Annotated in this window: 18 protein-coding genes; 9 read left to right on the forward strand and 9 right to left on the reverse strand. The window is 61.9% G+C overall.

The features are described from left to right. Positions 1-3 precede the first annotated feature (3 nt). Both EFR00_RS12945 and EFR00_RS12950 read left to right on the forward strand, forming a co-directional pair. Complete coding sequence (locus EFR00_RS12945; RefSeq protein WP_038691446.1) at positions 4-693, forward strand: HAD family hydrolase; 690 nt, start codon at positions 4-6, stop codon at positions 691-693. Next, positions 693-2,276, forward strand: coding sequence for an FGGY-family carbohydrate kinase (locus tag EFR00_RS12950; protein ID WP_077990803.1), 1,584 nt, complete (start codon positions 693-695; stop codon positions 2,274-2,276). Before EFR00_RS12945 ends, EFR00_RS12950 begins: the two co-directional genes overlap by 1 nt. Positions 2,277-2,413: 137 nt before the next feature. Here EFR00_RS12950 and EFR00_RS12955 read toward each other — a convergent pair whose 3' ends face one another. Then, positions 2,414-3,268, reverse strand: a complete 855-nt coding sequence (locus tag EFR00_RS12955; RefSeq protein WP_038691442.1) for a MurR/RpiR family transcriptional regulator — start codon at positions 3,266-3,268, stop codon at positions 2,414-2,416. Between the two features lie 235 nt (positions 3,269-3,503). Here EFR00_RS12955 and EFR00_RS12960 point away from each other — a divergent pair, with 235 nt between their 5' ends. Continuing rightward, positions 3,504-4,217, forward strand: a complete 714-nt coding sequence (locus EFR00_RS12960) for a sulfate transporter family protein (protein WP_077990802.1) — start codon at positions 3,504-3,506, stop codon at positions 4,215-4,217. 3 nt (positions 4,218-4,220) lie between these two features. Here the strand turns inward: EFR00_RS12960 and EFR00_RS12965 are convergent, their stop codons facing one another. Continuing rightward, positions 4,221-4,646: a VOC family protein gene (locus tag EFR00_RS12965; RefSeq protein ID WP_039622355.1), complete on the reverse strand. Its 426-nt coding sequence runs from the start codon at positions 4,644-4,646 to the stop codon at positions 4,221-4,223. Positions 4,647-4,728: 82 nt separating this feature from the next. Between EFR00_RS12965 and EFR00_RS12970 the strand changes: the two genes are divergently transcribed. After that, entirely contained in the window at positions 4,729-5,307 is a 579-nt protein-coding gene (locus tag EFR00_RS12970) for a TetR/AcrR family transcriptional regulator (RefSeq protein ID WP_077990801.1), read from the forward strand. Here EFR00_RS12970 and nth read toward each other — a convergent pair. Then, positions 5,272-6,054: an endonuclease III gene (gene nth / locus EFR00_RS12975; RefSeq protein ID WP_077990796.1), complete on the reverse strand. Its 783-nt coding sequence runs from the start codon at positions 6,052-6,054 to the stop codon at positions 5,272-5,274. The genes EFR00_RS12970 and nth overlap by 36 nt on opposite strands. Positions 6,055-6,076: 22 nt before the next feature. Here nth and EFR00_RS12980 point away from each other — a divergent pair, with 22 nt between their 5' ends. Together EFR00_RS12980 and EFR00_RS12985 are read left to right on the forward strand one after the other, a co-directional pair. After that, on the forward strand, positions 6,077-6,574 hold the full coding sequence (locus EFR00_RS12980) for a DUF2244 domain-containing protein (RefSeq protein WP_077990793.1): 498 nt from the start codon (positions 6,077-6,079) through the stop codon (positions 6,572-6,574). A gap of 77 nt (positions 6,575-6,651) precedes the next feature. Then, positions 6,652-7,524 carry a methylated-DNA--[protein]-cysteine S-methyltransferase gene (locus EFR00_RS12985; protein WP_077990791.1) on the forward strand — a complete coding sequence of 291 codons (873 nt, stop codon included), beginning with the start codon at positions 6,652-6,654 and terminating at the stop codon, positions 7,522-7,524. A 22-nt stretch (positions 7,525-7,546) separates the two neighbouring features. On the opposite strand, the gene EFR00_RS12990 is transcribed toward EFR00_RS12985, so the two are convergent. Next, the gene (locus EFR00_RS12990) at positions 7,547-8,527 is read right to left on the reverse strand and encodes a sugar-binding transcriptional regulator (RefSeq protein WP_009996522.1); all 981 of its coding nucleotides are present in this window, start codon (positions 8,525-8,527) and stop codon (positions 7,547-7,549) included. A 422-nt stretch (positions 8,528-8,949) separates the two neighbouring features. Here EFR00_RS12990 and tal point away from each other — a divergent pair, with 422 nt between their 5' ends. The 3 genes from tal to EFR00_RS13005 all read left to right on the forward strand — a co-directional run bounded on the left by tal (position 8,950) and on the right by EFR00_RS13005 (position 11,215). Beyond that, positions 8,950-9,915, forward strand: a complete 966-nt coding sequence (gene tal / locus EFR00_RS12995; RefSeq protein ID WP_039622348.1) for a transaldolase — start codon at positions 8,950-8,952, stop codon at positions 9,913-9,915. Between the two features lie 93 nt (positions 9,916-10,008). After that, the gene (locus EFR00_RS13000) at positions 10,009-10,677 is read left to right on the forward strand and encodes a DUF1345 domain-containing protein (RefSeq protein ID WP_086156474.1); all 669 of its coding nucleotides are present in this window, start codon (positions 10,009-10,011) and stop codon (positions 10,675-10,677) included. 94 nt (positions 10,678-10,771) lie between these two features. After that, entirely contained in the window at positions 10,772-11,215 is a 444-nt protein-coding gene (locus tag EFR00_RS13005) for a DoxX family protein (protein WP_077990789.1), read from the forward strand. Between the two features lie 80 nt (positions 11,216-11,295). Here the strand turns inward: EFR00_RS13005 and EFR00_RS13010 are convergent, their stop codons facing one another. From EFR00_RS13010 to EFR00_RS13030, 5 genes are all read right to left on the reverse strand, one after another. Continuing rightward, the gene (locus EFR00_RS13010) at positions 11,296-11,469 is read right to left on the reverse strand and encodes a DUF1328 domain-containing protein (protein WP_004678026.1); all 174 of its coding nucleotides are present in this window, start codon (positions 11,467-11,469) and stop codon (positions 11,296-11,298) included. Positions 11,470-11,655: 186 nt separating this feature from the next. Continuing rightward, entirely contained in the window at positions 11,656-13,083 is a 1,428-nt protein-coding gene (locus EFR00_RS13015) for a gamma-aminobutyraldehyde dehydrogenase (RefSeq protein WP_077990786.1), read from the reverse strand. A 13-nt stretch (positions 13,084-13,096) separates the two neighbouring features. Further along, positions 13,097-13,909: an ABC transporter permease gene (locus tag EFR00_RS13020; RefSeq protein ID WP_039622341.1), complete on the reverse strand. Its 813-nt coding sequence runs from the start codon at positions 13,907-13,909 to the stop codon at positions 13,097-13,099. After that, positions 13,899-14,861 carry an ABC transporter permease gene (locus EFR00_RS13025; protein WP_077990784.1) on the reverse strand — a complete coding sequence of 321 codons (963 nt, stop codon included), beginning with the start codon at positions 14,859-14,861 and terminating at the stop codon, positions 13,899-13,901. The genes EFR00_RS13020 and EFR00_RS13025 overlap by 11 nt, the downstream gene beginning before the upstream one ends. After that, complete coding sequence (locus EFR00_RS13030; protein ID WP_077990781.1) at positions 14,858-15,844, reverse strand: ABC transporter ATP-binding protein; 987 nt, start codon at positions 15,842-15,844, stop codon at positions 14,858-14,860. The genes EFR00_RS13025 and EFR00_RS13030 overlap by 4 nt, the downstream gene beginning before the upstream one ends. Positions 15,845-16,007 lie beyond the last annotated feature (163 nt).

The raw sequence follows: 16,007 nt of genomic DNA on the forward strand, positions 1-16,007 counted from the left end.
TCCATGGCTGATGCTGAACCACGGCTGGTCATCTTCGATTGCGACGGTGTGCTCGTCGACAGCGAGCCGATCTCGATCAGCGTCCTCGTCGGTGCGATGAACGATCTCGGCGTCTCGATCAACGAAGATCAGGCCTATGAGCGCTTTCTCGGCCGCAGTCTGTCGACGCTCATCGATACGCTGGAAACCGAATTCAACATCCATGCCAGCGAGGAATTCCTCGAACGAATCCGCACCGATCTCTACGCACGCTTCCGCACGGAATTGAAGCCGATCGACGGCATCGCCGCGACGATCGACGGGCTCGGCATTCCCTGTTGCGTCGCCTCGTCCAGCCAGATGGAGCGAATCCGGCTGTCGCTTTCGGTCACCGGCCTTCTCGACAGGCTGCCCGACATCTTCAGCGCAACGATGGTCAAGCGCGGCAAACCGGCGCCCGATCTCTTCCTGCATGCGGCGCGCGAGATGCAGGTCGAACCCCACTCCTGCGTGGTCGTCGAGGACAGTCCGGCCGGCATTGCCGCCGCCAAGGCGGCGGGTATGACTGTCTTTGCCTTCACCGGCGGATCGCACGCGAATTTCGCCGGATATCGTGCCGAACTCGACCGGCTTTCGCCGGAAGTGGTGTTTGACGCGATGCCGGATTTGATACACCTTGTCCGCAACCATAAGCTGGACGGGACCAAGATTTGATGCGTGATCATGTGGTTGCGGTCGATGTCGGCACCGGCAGCGCGCGCGCCGGTGTCTTCGATGCCGCCGGCCGTCTGCTCGCCAAGGCCGAACATCCGATTGCAATGAACCGGCCGCGCGAAAACCACGCCGAGTACGATTCCGAAAACATCTGGTCGGCCGCATGCACGGCGGTGCGCAGCGCGATGGCGCAATCCGGCATTGCCGCCGCCTCGATCGGCGCGATTGGTTTCGACGCCACCTGTTCGCTAGTCGTGCGCGACGTCGAGGGCCGGCAGATCAGCGTTTCCACCGGCGGCGAGCAGCGTTTCGATACGATCGTCTGGCTCGACCATCGGGCGCTGAAGGAAGCCGATTTCTGCACGGCGACGGAGCATGCGGTGCTTGAGCATTCCGGCCACGTGATGTCGCCGGAAATGGAAATGCCGAAGCTGATGTGGCTGAAGAAGAAGCTGCCCGCCACATGGGAAAAGGCCGGTTACTTCTTCGATCTCGCCGATTTCATGACATGGAAATCGACCGGATCGCCGGCTCGCTCGCGCTGCACGCTGACGGCAAAATGGAATTATCTCGCCCATCTCGAAAAGGGCTGGCAGCAAGATTTCCTGCAGCGCATCGGTCTCGAAGATCTTCAGGCGCGCGGGCGCCTGCCGGATGAGACGACGCCGGTCGGCGGCAGCGTCGGCCGGCTAACACCGGAGGCGGCGGCGGCCCTTGGGCTGACCACCGATTGCCACGTCTCGGCCGGGATGATCGACGCCTATGCCGGCGCGCTCGGCGCACTTGGCGGTTATGCGGCCGATCCCATCAAACGCGAGCATCAGCTGGCGCTGATCGCCGGTACGTCGAGCTGTATTGTCGCCTTTTCGCAGGACCGCAAACCGAGCCATGGCATGTGGGGTCCCTATTACGAAGTGGTCTTCCCGCAGTCCTGGCTGGTGGAGGCCGGACAATCGGCGACCGGGGCACTGCTCGACCATATGGTCCGCATGCATGCGGCGGGCGGCGAGCCGACAGCGGCGCTGCACCAGAGGATCGTCGCACGCATTGCCGAATTGCGGGCCGAGGAAGGCGATGCTTTCGGGGAGCGCATTTTCGTGCTGCCGGATTTTCACGGCAATCGTTCACCACGCGCCGATCCGCATGCGGTCGGCGCCATCAGCGGGCTGACGCTCGATACCTCCTTCGATGGGCTGTGTGCACTCTATTGGCGGTCGGCAGTGGCCATTGCGCTCGGCATTCGCCATATCCTGGAGAAGATGAAGGAATATGGCTATGTGCCCGATACACTGCATGTCGCCGGCGGGCATGTGAAAAACCCGGTGCTGATGGAACTCTATAGCGACGCCACCGGCTGCAAGGTCGTGGTGCCGAAGATGAATGAGGCGGTGCTGCTCGGCACTGCGATCGCCGCATCGGTCGCCTGCGGCCTGCACAAGGATTTGGCGGCAGCCGGCGAGGCGATGTATCCGGGCGGCCAGGAACGGCTGCCCGACAGGGCGAAGCAGGCGCTCTACGATCACGATTATCGCCGTCTTCTGGCGATGTATCGACACCGCGCGGAACTCGAAGCGATGCGCTAGAACAGGATGATTTTAGGCCCGGTCGGCCTAAAATCATCCTGTTCTAAATTAAAGAGTTAGAGCATGATGTCGTCCGAAAACCGCTCACACTTTTCGGCATCATGCTCTAGCCGCCGAAAGCGCAGTTTAAATCTGTATCAGTGGTTGGCTGTCTCGCCGAGGACGGTTGCGAATTCCAGCATGCGGCGGCGGCGAAGCGCGGCCTCTTCCCCGACTTCGAGGATGACCGACTCCGACAGGCAATCGAGCAAGGCGATCAGCGGCGGAAGATTGTCGAGATCGGGGGCGCGGGCGGGCGGCAGGGGCAGCATGACGTTGGATTGATCCGCCATCCAATCCGCCTGCTGCGGTGAAATCAGGACGACCTTGTAGCCGTAGCGCCGCGCGGTTCTGGCAAGAAGGCGCGCCTTGGCAAAGCGGCGACAGTCGATGATCACGAGCAGGGCGTCGTCGACCGCCGGCCGGGCAAAGAGGTCGGCAAAACGGTTGTCGGCGCCGTCGAGCGTGCGTACGCCGTCGCGGGCCTGTATCAGCCGCTGGCAGAAGTGATTGGCGAGGCTTGCAAGCCGCGCGTGGGTGGCGATCGAGACTTCACGAGCGGTACTGATCAGGCTGACAGCTTCGGACCAGTGCGGCTGCGCCGTCAGATGATAGATATGATGGAGCGCCTGGATCTGTTCGGCGACCAGCACGGCGAGCGGTTTGCCTTCCGCAGCATCCGCATGCAGTTCACTCATGGCGCTCTGCAACTGCGCCGGCGATGTCGTCACGGTCTCGCGGATCTCCACCTTGACGCTGTCCAGGCCCTGGTAACCGAGCGCGCGCAGGAAACGCCCGACGGTCATGGGCGACAGGTCCAGCCGGTCGGCAACCGACGCGGCCGTTTCAAACGGCAGGTCATTCAGGTGTTCGGAGAAATATTTCGCAATACGACGCTCGGCCGGTGTGCCGCTTTTAACGTATTGCCTGAGTTTGTGCACAAAATCTTCCACATCAGCCTCCCCCGTCTTCCCTCAGAGGCGTTCCGTGGATGCGCTATGGCGATCCCTTGTCTTTGCAACTATTTTCGGAAGCTGCTTCTCAGGCCCATGCTTAATTCTATGGGGCATAATATTATATTAGCACTTATATTGCGACAAGTTTCTATTACTGCCTGCAATTTTATTCTCTCTTGTCGGTGGCATTCGCCTTTCCTACATCTTCTGCGCAACTGGAGACGCTGAAGAAATGATCCTTGACGCCGCTCGACTATCGCTCGCCAACCTGTTCGCGCCGGAAACGCGTTCGGTCTTCTGGAAAGTGCTCGGCCTGACGATTCTGGTGCTGGTCGGTCTCTGGTTTGCATTGCGCGGGGTCTTCATGGCCTTCCTCTTTCCCTGGCTGACGAGTTTCTTTCCCGATATGCCGGACTGGGCGGGGTGGTTCGCGCTGATCTTCGCAATCCTTGCCGGCATCGGCCTTGCGCTGATGCTAGCGCTGCTGCTGTCGCCGGTAACGGCGCTGATCGCCGGTCTGTTTCTCGACGACGTCGCCGATGTCATCGAGAAGCGCGATTATCCCGCGGACGCGCCGGGCACCGCCATGCCGCTCGGTCCTGCCATGGCAAGCTCGATCAAGTTCCTCGGCGTCGTGATCCTCGGCAATATCGTCGCCTTGCTGCTGCTGTTCATCCCCGGCGTCAATCTGGTCGCCTTCTTTCTGGTGAACGGCTACCTGCTTGGACGGGAATTCTTCGAATTCGCCACCATGCGCTTCCGTCCGCCGCAGGAGGCGCGGCTTTTTCGCGCCAAGCATGCGCCCACCGTGTTTCTCGGCGGGCTGCTGATTGCACTGTTTCTGATGATCCCCTTCGTCAATCTGCTGACGCCGCTGTTTGCCGCCGGCATGATGGTGCATCTGCACAAGCTGATTGCGGCTCGCGACACCGGTTCGCGAGCCTGAGTCTCAGCCGGGCAGGGCGGAGGCGTCGTACATCGCGGCGAATTCCGCGCTCGGCGGGATCGGCTTGATGATGTCGATCAGCACGCCGTTGGGGTCAGCGGTGATGAAATGCCGCTGGCCGAAATCCTCATCGCGGATCTCTCTCAAAATCGGCAGGCCGGCGTTCCGGCAGGCCTCGTAGATACGATCGACATCCTCGACCTCGAAATTGAGCAGCAAGCCGCGAACCTCGCCACGCGCGGCGGCAGGGATGGTTTCGTGGCTGCCGTCGAGGATGGCGAGCGCGACATGCTCCGCCTCGGCCGATTGCAGGTGAACGTACCAGTCGCTTTCAAAAAGCGCCTTGAAGCCGAAGTGGGCGCAGTAGAAGGCGGCGGTGCCCTCAACGTCGCCCGTCATGATGACAGGATAATAGCTGGTCGATTTCATCTCTCTTGCTTCCCTCCTCTTACATACAGTCTGTATGTTTTTGCGTATTAACATACACGCAGTTTGTATGTAAAGAGACGGTATGAGCCGCACCAATCGCGAGAGAACCGAGCAGACAAGGCAGGCGCTAATCGACGCCGGGCGGCGCATCTTCGTCGAGAAAGGTTATGCCGAAACGGCGACGCCGGAGATCGTCGCGGCGGCAGGGGTGACGCGCGGGGCGCTGTACCATCATTTCGAAGACAAGAAGGCACTGTTTCAAGCGGTGATAAAGTGCGAGGCCCAGGACGTGGCCAAGGCAATCGAAGTGTCTTCGGCGCCGCAACAAGGACCGCGGGCTGCGCTGATCGCCGGCGCTTCGGCCTATTTCGCCGCAATGGGGCAGCCAGGACGAACACAGCTGCTGTTGATGGAGGCGCCTGCCGTCCTCGGATCGCCGGCGGCCGCCGCACTGGATGCGGAGAATGCGGAAAAGAGTTTACGCGAAGGACTTGCGGCGTTTCTGCCGGAGGCAGGCGCCTTGCTCGACCCGCTGACATCGCTGCTGTCGGCGGCTTTCGACCGCGCCGCGATCGCGATCAACGCCGGCGGGGACAGGCGGGATTACGAGCGGGCGATCGCCGTCTTACTCGACGGCCTCGCCGATCACCTGCGGCGGTAGCTCGACGAGCGGCGCCGGAATATCGGAACTTTTCTCCGGCGATTTGCAGATGTCGGCGATGACGCAGCGCTCGCATTCGGGGCGGCGTGCCTTGCAGGTGTAGCGGCCGTGCAGGATCAGCCAGTGATGAGCGTGATAGAGGTAGTGTTTCGGAACCACCTTCATCAGCCGCGCCTCGATCTCGTCGGGCGTCTTGCCGGGGGCGAGCTTGATGCGGTTGGCGATGCGGAAAATGTGGGTGTCGACCGCCATCGTCGCTTGGCCGAAGGCCATGGACAGCACGACATTGGCGGTCTTGCGCCCGACGCCGGGCAGGCGGACCAGTTCCTCGCGCGTTTCCGGTACTTTGCCCGCGAATTCGTCGACCAGCGTCTGCGAGAGCGCGATGACGTTTTTGGCCTTGTTGCGATAAAGGCCGATCGTCTTGATGTAGTCGCGGACCTTCTCTTCGCCGAGTTCGAGCATTTTCTGCGGCGTATCGGCGACCTTGAAGAGCGCTCGCGTCGCCTTGTTGACCCCGGCATCGGTGGCCTGGGCGGAGAGCGCCACGGCGACGACGAGGGTGAAGGGGTTGGTGTGCTCGAGTTCGCCCCTCGGTTCCGGCCGCTGCACCGAGAAACGGCGGAAGATCTCCTCGCGCTCAGCCACGGAATAGGCGGTTTTCACCGCCGCTGCCGGTTTGCGGTGGGTGATGACATTGGAGTTTTGCGACGGTTTGCCAACGGATTTGAGTTTCGGATTCGCCATGGAGAATCTATACTCAACCGCCATGATGGAAAGCAACGCCGACAGCTTCAACGAAAAGCCTGTTTTCGCAGCCGAACTCTTTCCCCACCGATCGCTCGGGCGCAAGGGCTTCAAGGTGCTGCTTTTTTTGTCGGCCGCCGTCTGCTTTCTCTACGGCATGTTCTTCACCGTGACCGGCGCCTGGCCGATCGGCTTCTTCTTCGGGCTGGATTTCCTCCTGCTTTACGGTGCTTTCTGGCTGAGTTACCGCTCCGGAAGGGCGCGCGAGCAAGTCACGGTGTCGCGCACCGACGTATCGGTGCGCAAGTTTGCGCCGTCGGGGCGGATGGTGGAGCATCATTTCAACCCGTTCTGGGCGCGTTTCCTCGTCCGCCGGCATCAGGAAATCGGCATCCTCTCCATGCATATTTTCGGCGAGGGCCGGCGCACGGATATCGGCTCCTTCCTGAACCCTGATGATCGCGAGAGTTTCGCCAAGGCTTTCAAAGGGGCGCTTGCCACGGTCAAGCAGCGTCTCTGAACCGATTGCCGGAGGCGCAAGAATCGGGTGGTTTGGCCGCCGGCCCTTGATTATCTCCTGTCTAAAGGAGAAAAACGATGAATATGATCGCGAAGCTCGACACAGATATCACCCCCGGCGGCCCCGACTACGATACCGTCCGTCGGGTCATCGAACTCATCAGCGAAGAATATCGCGACCAGCCCTCGCTGGAAGCGATCGCGGCGCGGCTGAACCAGTCCCCAACGCAGCTTCAGAAAACCTTCACCCGCTGGGCCGGCCTCTCTCCCAAGGCCTTTCTGCAAGCCGTCACGCTCGACCATGCCAAGCGGCTGCTGCGCAAGGAAGAGATGCCCTTGCTCGAAACCTCGATCGAGGTCGGGCTTTCCGGCCCGAGCCGCCTGCACGATCTCTTCGTCACCCATGAGGCGATGTCTCCGGGCGAATGGAAGGCGAAGGGCGGCGGACTGACGATCCGCTACGGCTTCCACAATTGCCCCTTCGGCGCGGCTCTCGTCATGGTCACGGATCGCGGCCTGGCGGGCCTCGCCTTCAGCGACAGCGGCGACGAAAAGGGTTGCCTGGAAGACATGACCTGCCGTTGGCCGAACGCGGAATACATCGAGGACCGGCAGGCGACAACTCCCTATGCCGATCGCATCTTCCAGCCGGGCCGCTGGACGTCGGACCAGCCGTTGCGGGTCGTCCTGATCGGCACGGATTTCCAAGTCAGCGTCTGGCAGAGCCTGCTGAAGATCCCGTTCGGGAAGGCGGTAACCTATAGCGATATCGCCAAGGATATCGGCCGGCCGACCGCCATGCGCGCTGTCGGCGCCGCCGTCGGAGCCAATCCGATTTCCTTCGTCGTGCCGTGCCATCGTGCGCTTGGCAAGAACGGCGCGCTGACGGGCTACCATTGGGGCCTCACTCGCAAGCGGGCCATGCTCGGCTGGGAATCGGCGCACGCCTGAGCGGGCGCAGGTCGTTCGTCGCCTATCGCTCCGCCAATTCCAGTAGCGCTCGCGCCGCGCTTTCGTCGGTGATCAGCGTGTTGCAGCCGATCCGCTTGATCGTGGCGCGGATGGCGACGGCGCGGTGGGCGCCGCCGGAGGAAAGCACGATGTGCTTGGCTTCCTTCAGCGTGTCGAGATCGACCGACATCACCCGGCGATTGATCGAGTGGTCGACCGAATTGCCATCTCTGTCGAGGAAGTTGAACATGGTGTCGCAGACGCAGCCCGCATCGATCAGTTCCTGCAGTTCCGCCTTCGATATCCAGCCTTCCGACAGCGAAGTCGAATGCGGGCCGATATCGCCGCAGCTGACGATCGCCAGGTCAAGATTTTCGGCGAGACGGTAGATCGTGTCCAAACCGCACTTCTCGATGAGATTGCGTTTGGTTTCGACGGAATCGACCAGAAGCGGCGCCAGGAACATATAACATTCGGCGCCGAGCTGATTTGCCAGCCGCCAAGTGTAATCGATCGGGTTCGTCTGGTGGACGGCGACGATGCCGCCGAGCAGCGAGACGACCTTGCAATTGGTCCGGCGCGGCGGCCGGAAGCTCGCCAGCGAGGCGGTCATCGTGCGGCCCCAGCCGACGCCGATCGTATAGTCATCGGGGATGGCTTCGGAGAGGAACTGGCCAAGCGCCAGACCGACATTCTTTGCCAGCGAATCGACGTCGCCCTGGATGGTCGCCGGGACGACGATCGCCTCGTCGAGGCCGTAGGCGCGCTCCAGCTTCACCGCGAGTTCGACGCAGTCGCCGATCGAATCGTTGATCCAGATCTGGACTTCACTGCGTTTCATCGCCTCGTCGAGCAGCCGGATGACGGTGGTGCGGCTGATGCCGAGTTGTTCGGCGACATCCTTCTGGGTCAGGCCCTCGTTGTAATAGAGCCATGCGGCTCGCAGCCGCAGCGAGGATGCCTCGGAAAAGGCCGTGTGCGTGCCGCGTTTGAGCTTGACCACTTCTCCTCCAGCCGAATTCCTGCCCTAAATCCCATCAGGGATGAACGGCTGTCGCGGCGCGTTTGTTGCCGGGATAATGACGGGTGTGACACTTATGTCAATTGAAATGCACAAATGTCCTTGACTTTTCATCGGGCGAATGGCGATAGTCCGGCCGACACGAAGTCGTTCTGTCCGTCCGAGGAGGATATAGTGCGGGCATGCCGAAAGTCACGACCGGCCTTCCGGCCGCAGGCGATATCGCTTGCGTTCGGCCTGCGGTTTGCCTGCGGGAACACGGCCACTGTCCTTGACGTTTATGAATCATCCGAGACGGATGTGCGCAATTTCGCCTGCAGCATGCAGACAACCTGTCGGTAGATCACCTTTGCCGGGCGGAACTCGCGCCGGTCGCAGCCCAAGTTCAACAAGGATTATTGACCATGACATCCAAGCTTGACCAACTCCGCGAGATTACCACGGTCGTCGCCGATACCGGCGACATCGAGGCCGTCGCGCGCCTGAAGCCGGTGGATTGCACGACGAATCCGAGCATCGTGCTGAAGGCGCTCGGCACGCCGATGTTCGCGGACGCCATCAAGGAAGCCGTCGCCTGGGGCAAGAATCAGGGCGGCAATCCCGAAGCCGTCTCCGCCGCCGTCGCCGATCGCCTCGCTATCTCGGTTGGCGCGGCACTGGTGAAGCTCGTCCCCGGCCGCGTCTCGACCGAGGTCGACGCCGATCTGTCTTTCGACACCGAGGCTTCACTGGCCAAGGCGCGCTCGATCATTGCCGCTTACAAGGATCGCGGCATCGAACGGGACCGCATTCTCATCAAGCTCGCTTCCACCTGGGAGGGCATCCGCGCCGCCGAAGTGCTGCAGAAGGAAGGCATCGACTGCAACCTGACGCTGCTCTTCAGCAAGGCCCAGGCGATCGCTTGCGCCGATGCCAAGGTCTTCCTGATCTCGCCCTTCGTCGGCCGCATTCTCGACTGGTACAAGAAATCGACGGGCAAGGACTATACCGCCGAGGAAGATCCGGGCGTCATCTCCGTCCGTGATATCTACAACTACTACAAGGCGAACGATATCAAGACGATCGTCATGGGCGCCTCCTTCCGTAATGCCGGTGAAATAGAAGCCCTTGCCGGCTGCGACCGGCTGACCATCAGCCCGGCCCTGCTCGACGAGCTTTCCAAGGATGAAGGCAAGCTGGAGCGCAAGCTCTCGCCGGAGAGCCGCAAGCCCGACGCCAAGGTTTCGGTTGACGAGAAGACCTTCCGCTGGATGATGAACGAAGATGCGATGGCGACGGAAAAGCTCGCCGAAGGCATCCGTGCCTTCGCCAAGGACCTGACGACGCTGCGCACCATGGTGCAGAAAGAACTGCAGCTCGCCGCCGCCTGATCGACGCGCGCAAACAATTGGAGGCGCGGAGGCCGGCTGGCCTCCGCGCCTTTTTCGTGCTGATATCAACGGCCTATGCGGCCGGAGGCGACGATAGTGCAAGAGGAGCGGGCAATTCCTTTGGCGACATTTTTCCGAAGACATGCAAGCTTCATCATCGCTTTCCTGGCTGGGCTGGCGGTCTTTTTGCTGATGACATCGCGTGAGGTCAGCGCCCGCAACATCCTGTTCGGATGGAATGCGAGCGCCGGCGTGTTTATCGTGCTCAGTTGGCGCAAGATGCTGCGGGCGACGGTCGAAAGCATTCGCGAACGCGCCGAAGATCTCGATTTTTCCGATACGGTTCTTTTGGCGCTTTCGATCGGCGCAGCCCTTGCGAGCATCGCCGGCATCGGCCTCGAGCTTCATTCGATCAAGGAGGCTACACCCGACGTGGCGCTCGCGCGGGCAGGCGGCGCGGTGCTGACGATCCTGATCTCCTGGGTTTTTCTGCACACGCTCTTCACCATTCACTATGCCCATTATTTCTATGGCGGGATGGACGAAGGGAGCGGCTTGAAGTTTCCCGACGGAATCGAAGAGCCCGGCTATTGGGACTTCCTCTATTTCTCATTCACCATCGGTGTTGCGGCGCAGACCGCGGATGTCGCCGTCGGGTCGACCGGCATGCGCAAGCTGACGCTGCTGCATGCCGTGCTGTCTTTCCTGTTCAATACGACGATCCTGGCGTTGGCGATAAATGTTGGCGCAAGCCTGCTATAATGCGCGTGTAGCAGCGGCTGCGAAAACCGGAGAACCGGCTGGGCCACGAGGAAAGAGCGGCTGGCCGATCGCCGCACCTCGACCGGAGGGAAAGATGGAAAGTGCCTCAGGCCGGCATTGGCCGGCCGATCTCATTCTTCTCCTGGGCAGGCTTCTGCTGTCGCTGATCTTCCTGCACGAGGGATTTTCGCTTGCGGCCAATCTCGCCGCGACGGTGGAAACCTTCGAAAAACTGGGTCTTTCGGCGCCGATTGCCTTTGCCACCATCGTCCTTCAGATCGGCGCCGGCCTTTGCATCGCGACCGGTTTCCTCAGCCGGCTCGGCGCCTTGGCGCTGGCGCTCTTTTGTCTGGCAACCGCCTTTCTCTTTCACACCGACTTGGCGAGCCAGAACGAACTCCTGCATTTCGAGAAGGATCTGGCGATTGCCGGCGGCATGTTCGTCCTGGTGGCTGCGGGCGCCGGATCGATATCGATCGGCCATCTGCTGAAAAAGGGGACGGAGCGTATGCCCCGCTGGCTAAGGGCGATAATATAGGGGGCGGGATCATGCCCGCTGCGATAGAAAGGCCGGCGTGGCTTCAGGGGGCGGCTTGCCAAATGCCGGGCCGCAAGCGCTTACAGAACTGCCTGCCCAGCCATCAGTGCAAGGACGAGGAAGATCAGGAAGATCACCAGGGCGATGCCGAACAGGACGCGGGCGATGGTCGCAGTGGCTGCGGAAACGCCGGAGAAACCGAAGAAGCCGGCGATGATCGAAATCACGAAAAATATCAGAGCCCATTTCAGCATGGCGTAATCCTTTGCTTTTGCATGAGAAGACGCGGCAGCCGGCAAATTGTTCCAGGTCGTCGCCAGGCGATCGGCCGGATGATGCTGGCGGAGTCTCGATGTTGCCGGACAATGTGTTTGCGCGGCGGCCGGCTATTGCGCAGCGTTCACAGCCAGGCCGCCCCGAGCCTCCCCTGCCTTCCGCCGTCAGCCGTGATTGATCATCACGTGGCGAACGGCGGTGTAGTCCTCCAGTGCATAGACCGACATGTCCTTGCCGTAGCCCGACTGTTTGACGCCGCCATGCGGCATCTCGTTGACCAGCATGAAATGCGTGTTGATCCAGGTGCAACCATATTGCAGCCGGGCGGCCGTCTTCATGCCGCGGCCGATATCCTTGGTCCAGACCGAGGAGGCGAGGCCATAATCGCTGTCGTTTGCCCAGGCGACGGCATCGTCGGCTTGGGAAAAGCGGGTGACCGAGACAACAGGGCCGAAGACCTCGCGGCGGACGATCTCGTCGTCCTGCAGGGCGCCGGCAACGACGGTCGGGGTGAAGAAGAAGCCCTTGTCGCCGGAGACTTTGCCGCCGGTGGTGATCTCCATGTGCTTGTGTTCGGAAGCGCGGGCGACGAAGCTTTCGACGCGGTCGCGCTGACGCCTGGAGATCAGCGGGCCGATTTCGTTTTCGGTATCGTCGGCCTGGTTGAAGCGAATGCTCGCGACGGCCGAGGAGAGATCTGCGACAAAATTGTCGTAGACCCTGGCATCGGCATAGATGCGGCAGGCGGCGGTGCAGTCCTGGCCGGCATTGTAATAGCCGAAGGTGCGGATGCCTGACACGACGGCATCGATATCGGCATCGTCGAAGACGATGACCGGGGCCTTGCCGCCGAGTTCCAGATGGGTGCGCTTGACCGTCTTGGCGGCGGCCTGCAGCACCTTCTTGCCGGTGGCGATATCGCCTGTTATCGAGATCATGCCGATCTTGGCATGATTGATCAGCGCGTTGCCGACGCTTTCGCCGCGGCCGAGGATGACGTTGACGACACCCTCGGGGAGAATTTCCGAGAGCAGCTTTGCCATCTTCAGCGACGTCAGCGGCGTCTGTTCCGATGGCTTGAAGACGACGGTGTTGCCGCCGGCGATGGCCGGCGCCAGCTTCCAGGCCATCATCATCAGAGGATAGTTCCACGGCGCGATCGAGCCGACAATGCCGATCGGATCGCGGCGGATCATCGAGGTATGTCCGGGCAGATATTCGCCGGCGGCAGGTGCGTGCAGATTGCGCACGGCGCCGGCGAAGAAACGGTAACAATCGACAATCGCCGGGATTTCGTCGTTCAGCACCGAATTGATCGGCTTGCCGCAGTTCAAAGCCTCCAGCGCAGCGAAGCCTGCGGCATCCTTCTCGATGGCGTCGGCGATCTTCAGGAGGTAGGCGGAGCGCTCGCCCGGTGTCGTCTGCGACCAGCCTGCGAAGGCTTTCTCGGCGGCATCGACGGCGGCGTCGATCTGGGACAGCGAGGCCTCGGGAAGGTCGATCACCGTCTCGCCGGTCTTCGGGTTCAGGATGTGCTCTTCCGTCTCCGTGCCGTTTTCGAAGCGGGAACCGATCAGCATCTGGGTATCCATGACGTTCTCCCTGTTATTTGCCGCCGCCGGCGATCTGGTCGCCGTCGCGGGTGAGGTAATAGGCTGCCAGAATCGGCAGGAAGGTGACGAGCACCACGACCATGGCGACCACATTGGTGACCGGGCGCTGGCGCGGGCGGATGAGTTCTTCGAGCATCCAGATCGGCAAGGTCGATTGCTGGCCGCCGGTGAAGGTGGTGACGATGACCTCGTCAAAGGAAAGCGCGAAAGCCAGCATGCCGCCGGCCAGAAGGGCGGTGCCGATATTGGGCAGGATGACATGGCGGAAGGTCTGGAACCCGTCGGCGCCAAGATCCATCGAGGCTTCGATCAGCGAGCCGGAAGTGCGGCGGAAGCGGGCGACGGCATTGTTGTAGACGACGACGACGCAGAAGGTGGCGTGGCCGAGCACGATGGTCCAGACCGAAAACGGGATGTCGAACAGACTGAAGGCGGAGCGCAGCGCAATGCCTGTGATGATGCCGGGAAGCGCAATCGGCAGGATGACCAGCAGCGAGATCGCCTCGCGGCCGAAGAACTTCGTCTGGCTGACGGCCGCCGCACAGAGCGTGCCAAGCACCAGCGCGATCGCGGTGGCGATGGCGGCGACCTGGACGGAAAGACCGAGCGCCGACCAGACATCCGGCCGATTCCAGGCGACGGCAAACCATTGCAGCGTCAGGCCGGGCGGCGGCCATTGATAGCTCTTTTCCTCCGTCGTGAAGGCATAGACGAAGATCAGCAGGATCGGCAGGTGCAGGAAGAGCAGTCCGCTGGCGGCGGCGATCTTCAAGGGCAGCGGCGATGTCTTAAGATCAGAGCGCATCGAAGGCTCCCAGCTTTTTGGCGAGCGACAGATAAAGTGCCATGATGACGATCGGCACGACGGAGAAGGCGGCGGCGAGCGGCACGTTGCCGGCCGTTCCCTGCTGGGCGTAGACGGCCTGGCCGATGAACAGCCTGGAGGAGCCGATGATCTGCGGAATGATGTAATCGCCCAATGTCAGCGAGAAGGTGAAGATCGAGCCGGCGACGATGCCGGGCAGCGCTAAAGGCAGCAGCACGGTGCGGAAGGTCTGGCGCGGCGTCGCGCCGAGATCCGCCGAGGCCTCGATCAGATTGCCGGGCACCCGCTCGAGGGCCGCCTGCGTCGGCAGGATCATATAGGGCAGCCAGATATAGACGAAGACGATGAAGGTGCCGATGTAGCTCACCGACAGCGAATTGCCGCCGACGACGGGCAGATTAAGGATGCCGTCGAGCAGCCAGGAGAGGGAGAGTTTCTCGAAGATCCAGGTGAGGATGCCTTCCTTGGCGAGGATCAGCTTCCAGGCGTAGATCTTGACGAGATAGCTCGACCAGAGCGGCAGCATGACGCCGAGATAGAAGAGCGCCTTCCATTTACCCTGCGCATAACGCGCCGCGTAATAGGCAATCGGGAAGGCAATCAGCGCGGAAGCGACGGTGACCAGCGCGGCCATGACGACGGTGCGGATGATGATGTCGAAATTTGTTGGGCTCAGAAGCTGGGCATAGGTCGCAAGGGTGAACTCGTAATTCACCAGGCCGGAAAAATCGTCGATCGAAAAGAAGCTCTGCAGCAGCAGGGCAATCAACGAGCCGATATAGATGATGCCGAGCCAGAGCAGCGGCGGCGTCAGCATCAGGAAGAGCAAGAGCTTCGGATGCCGCCAGAAGACATCCGAAAGCCGGCCGAAGAGCCCGCTGCGTCCCGGCAGGATCGATGTCTTGGCGCCGGATAGGGTGAGCGCCGTCATGCCGCATCGTCCATATAGTGGATATCGGCAGGCTGCCAGGCAAGGCGGATACCGGCGCCGACATCGGGCACGGGCGCGCCGGCCGGCAGCATCACATGCAGCCGGCTGCCGCGGAGATCGACGCCGAGACGGGTGGCGGCGCCGAGGAAGCTCGCATGTTCGACTGTGGCCTCGATGCCGTCGCCTGCCAGGTGGATCGCCTCGGGCCGCAGGCTCGCCCAGCGTTTCTGGCCGCCGAGCGCGGCCATCAGATCCGGCGCGATCACATTCGAGGAGCCTACGAAATCGGCGACGAAGCGGGTCCTCGGGCGGCGGTAAATATCCTGCGGCGTGCCTTGCTGGACGATGTTGCCGTCGTTGAAGACGGCAACGCGATCGGCCATGGACAATGCCTCGCCCTGATCATGCGTGACGAAGACGAAGGTGATGCCGAGCGCGCGCTGCAGGCTCTTCAATTCCTCCTGCATCTGCTCGCGCAGCTTCAGGTCGAGAGCGCCGAGCGGCTCGTCGAGCAGCAGCACCTTCGGCTTGTTGACGAGCGCGCGGGCGAGCGCCACGCGCTGCCGCTGGCCGCCGGACAGTTGTCCGGATCTGCGGGGGCCGTAGCCCGGCAGCTTGACGAGCTCCAGCGCATCGTTCGCCGCCTTCAGCCGTTCCGCCTTGCCGACGCCCCTGACCATCAGCCCGTAGGCGACGTTTTCGAGGATGTTCAGATGCGGGAAGAGCGCATAGTCCTGGAACACGGTGTTCACGTTGCGGCGATAGGGTGGAACGCCCTCGGCGGTCTCGCCGAAGATCTGGATATGTCCGGCGCTCGGCTGCTCGAAGCCGGCGATCAATCTCAGGCACGTCGTCTTGCCGGAGCCGGAGGGGCCGAGCATGGCGAAGAATTCGCCGGCCGCGATCTCAAGGTCGACGTCGTCGACGGCGCGAACCTGGCCGAAATAGCGCGATACCTGCTGGAAACGGACGGCTGAGGTCATTGGAGCTCCGGATATTGTCATCTGGCTTCTCCCTGGTAGGAGAGCTGAACGCCGAGGGAGTGCTGGGCTTTCCTCTTCTCCCCAGCGGGGAGAAGGTGGCCCGAAGGGTCGGATGAGGGGGACGGTGAGGCATGTACGACCTCGCTTGGCTCGGTCGTTCGCT

This window comes from Rhizobium sophoriradicis (genome assembly GCF_003939025.1).
Taxonomy (GTDB): domain Bacteria; phylum Pseudomonadota; class Alphaproteobacteria; order Rhizobiales; family Rhizobiaceae; genus Rhizobium; species Rhizobium sophoriradicis.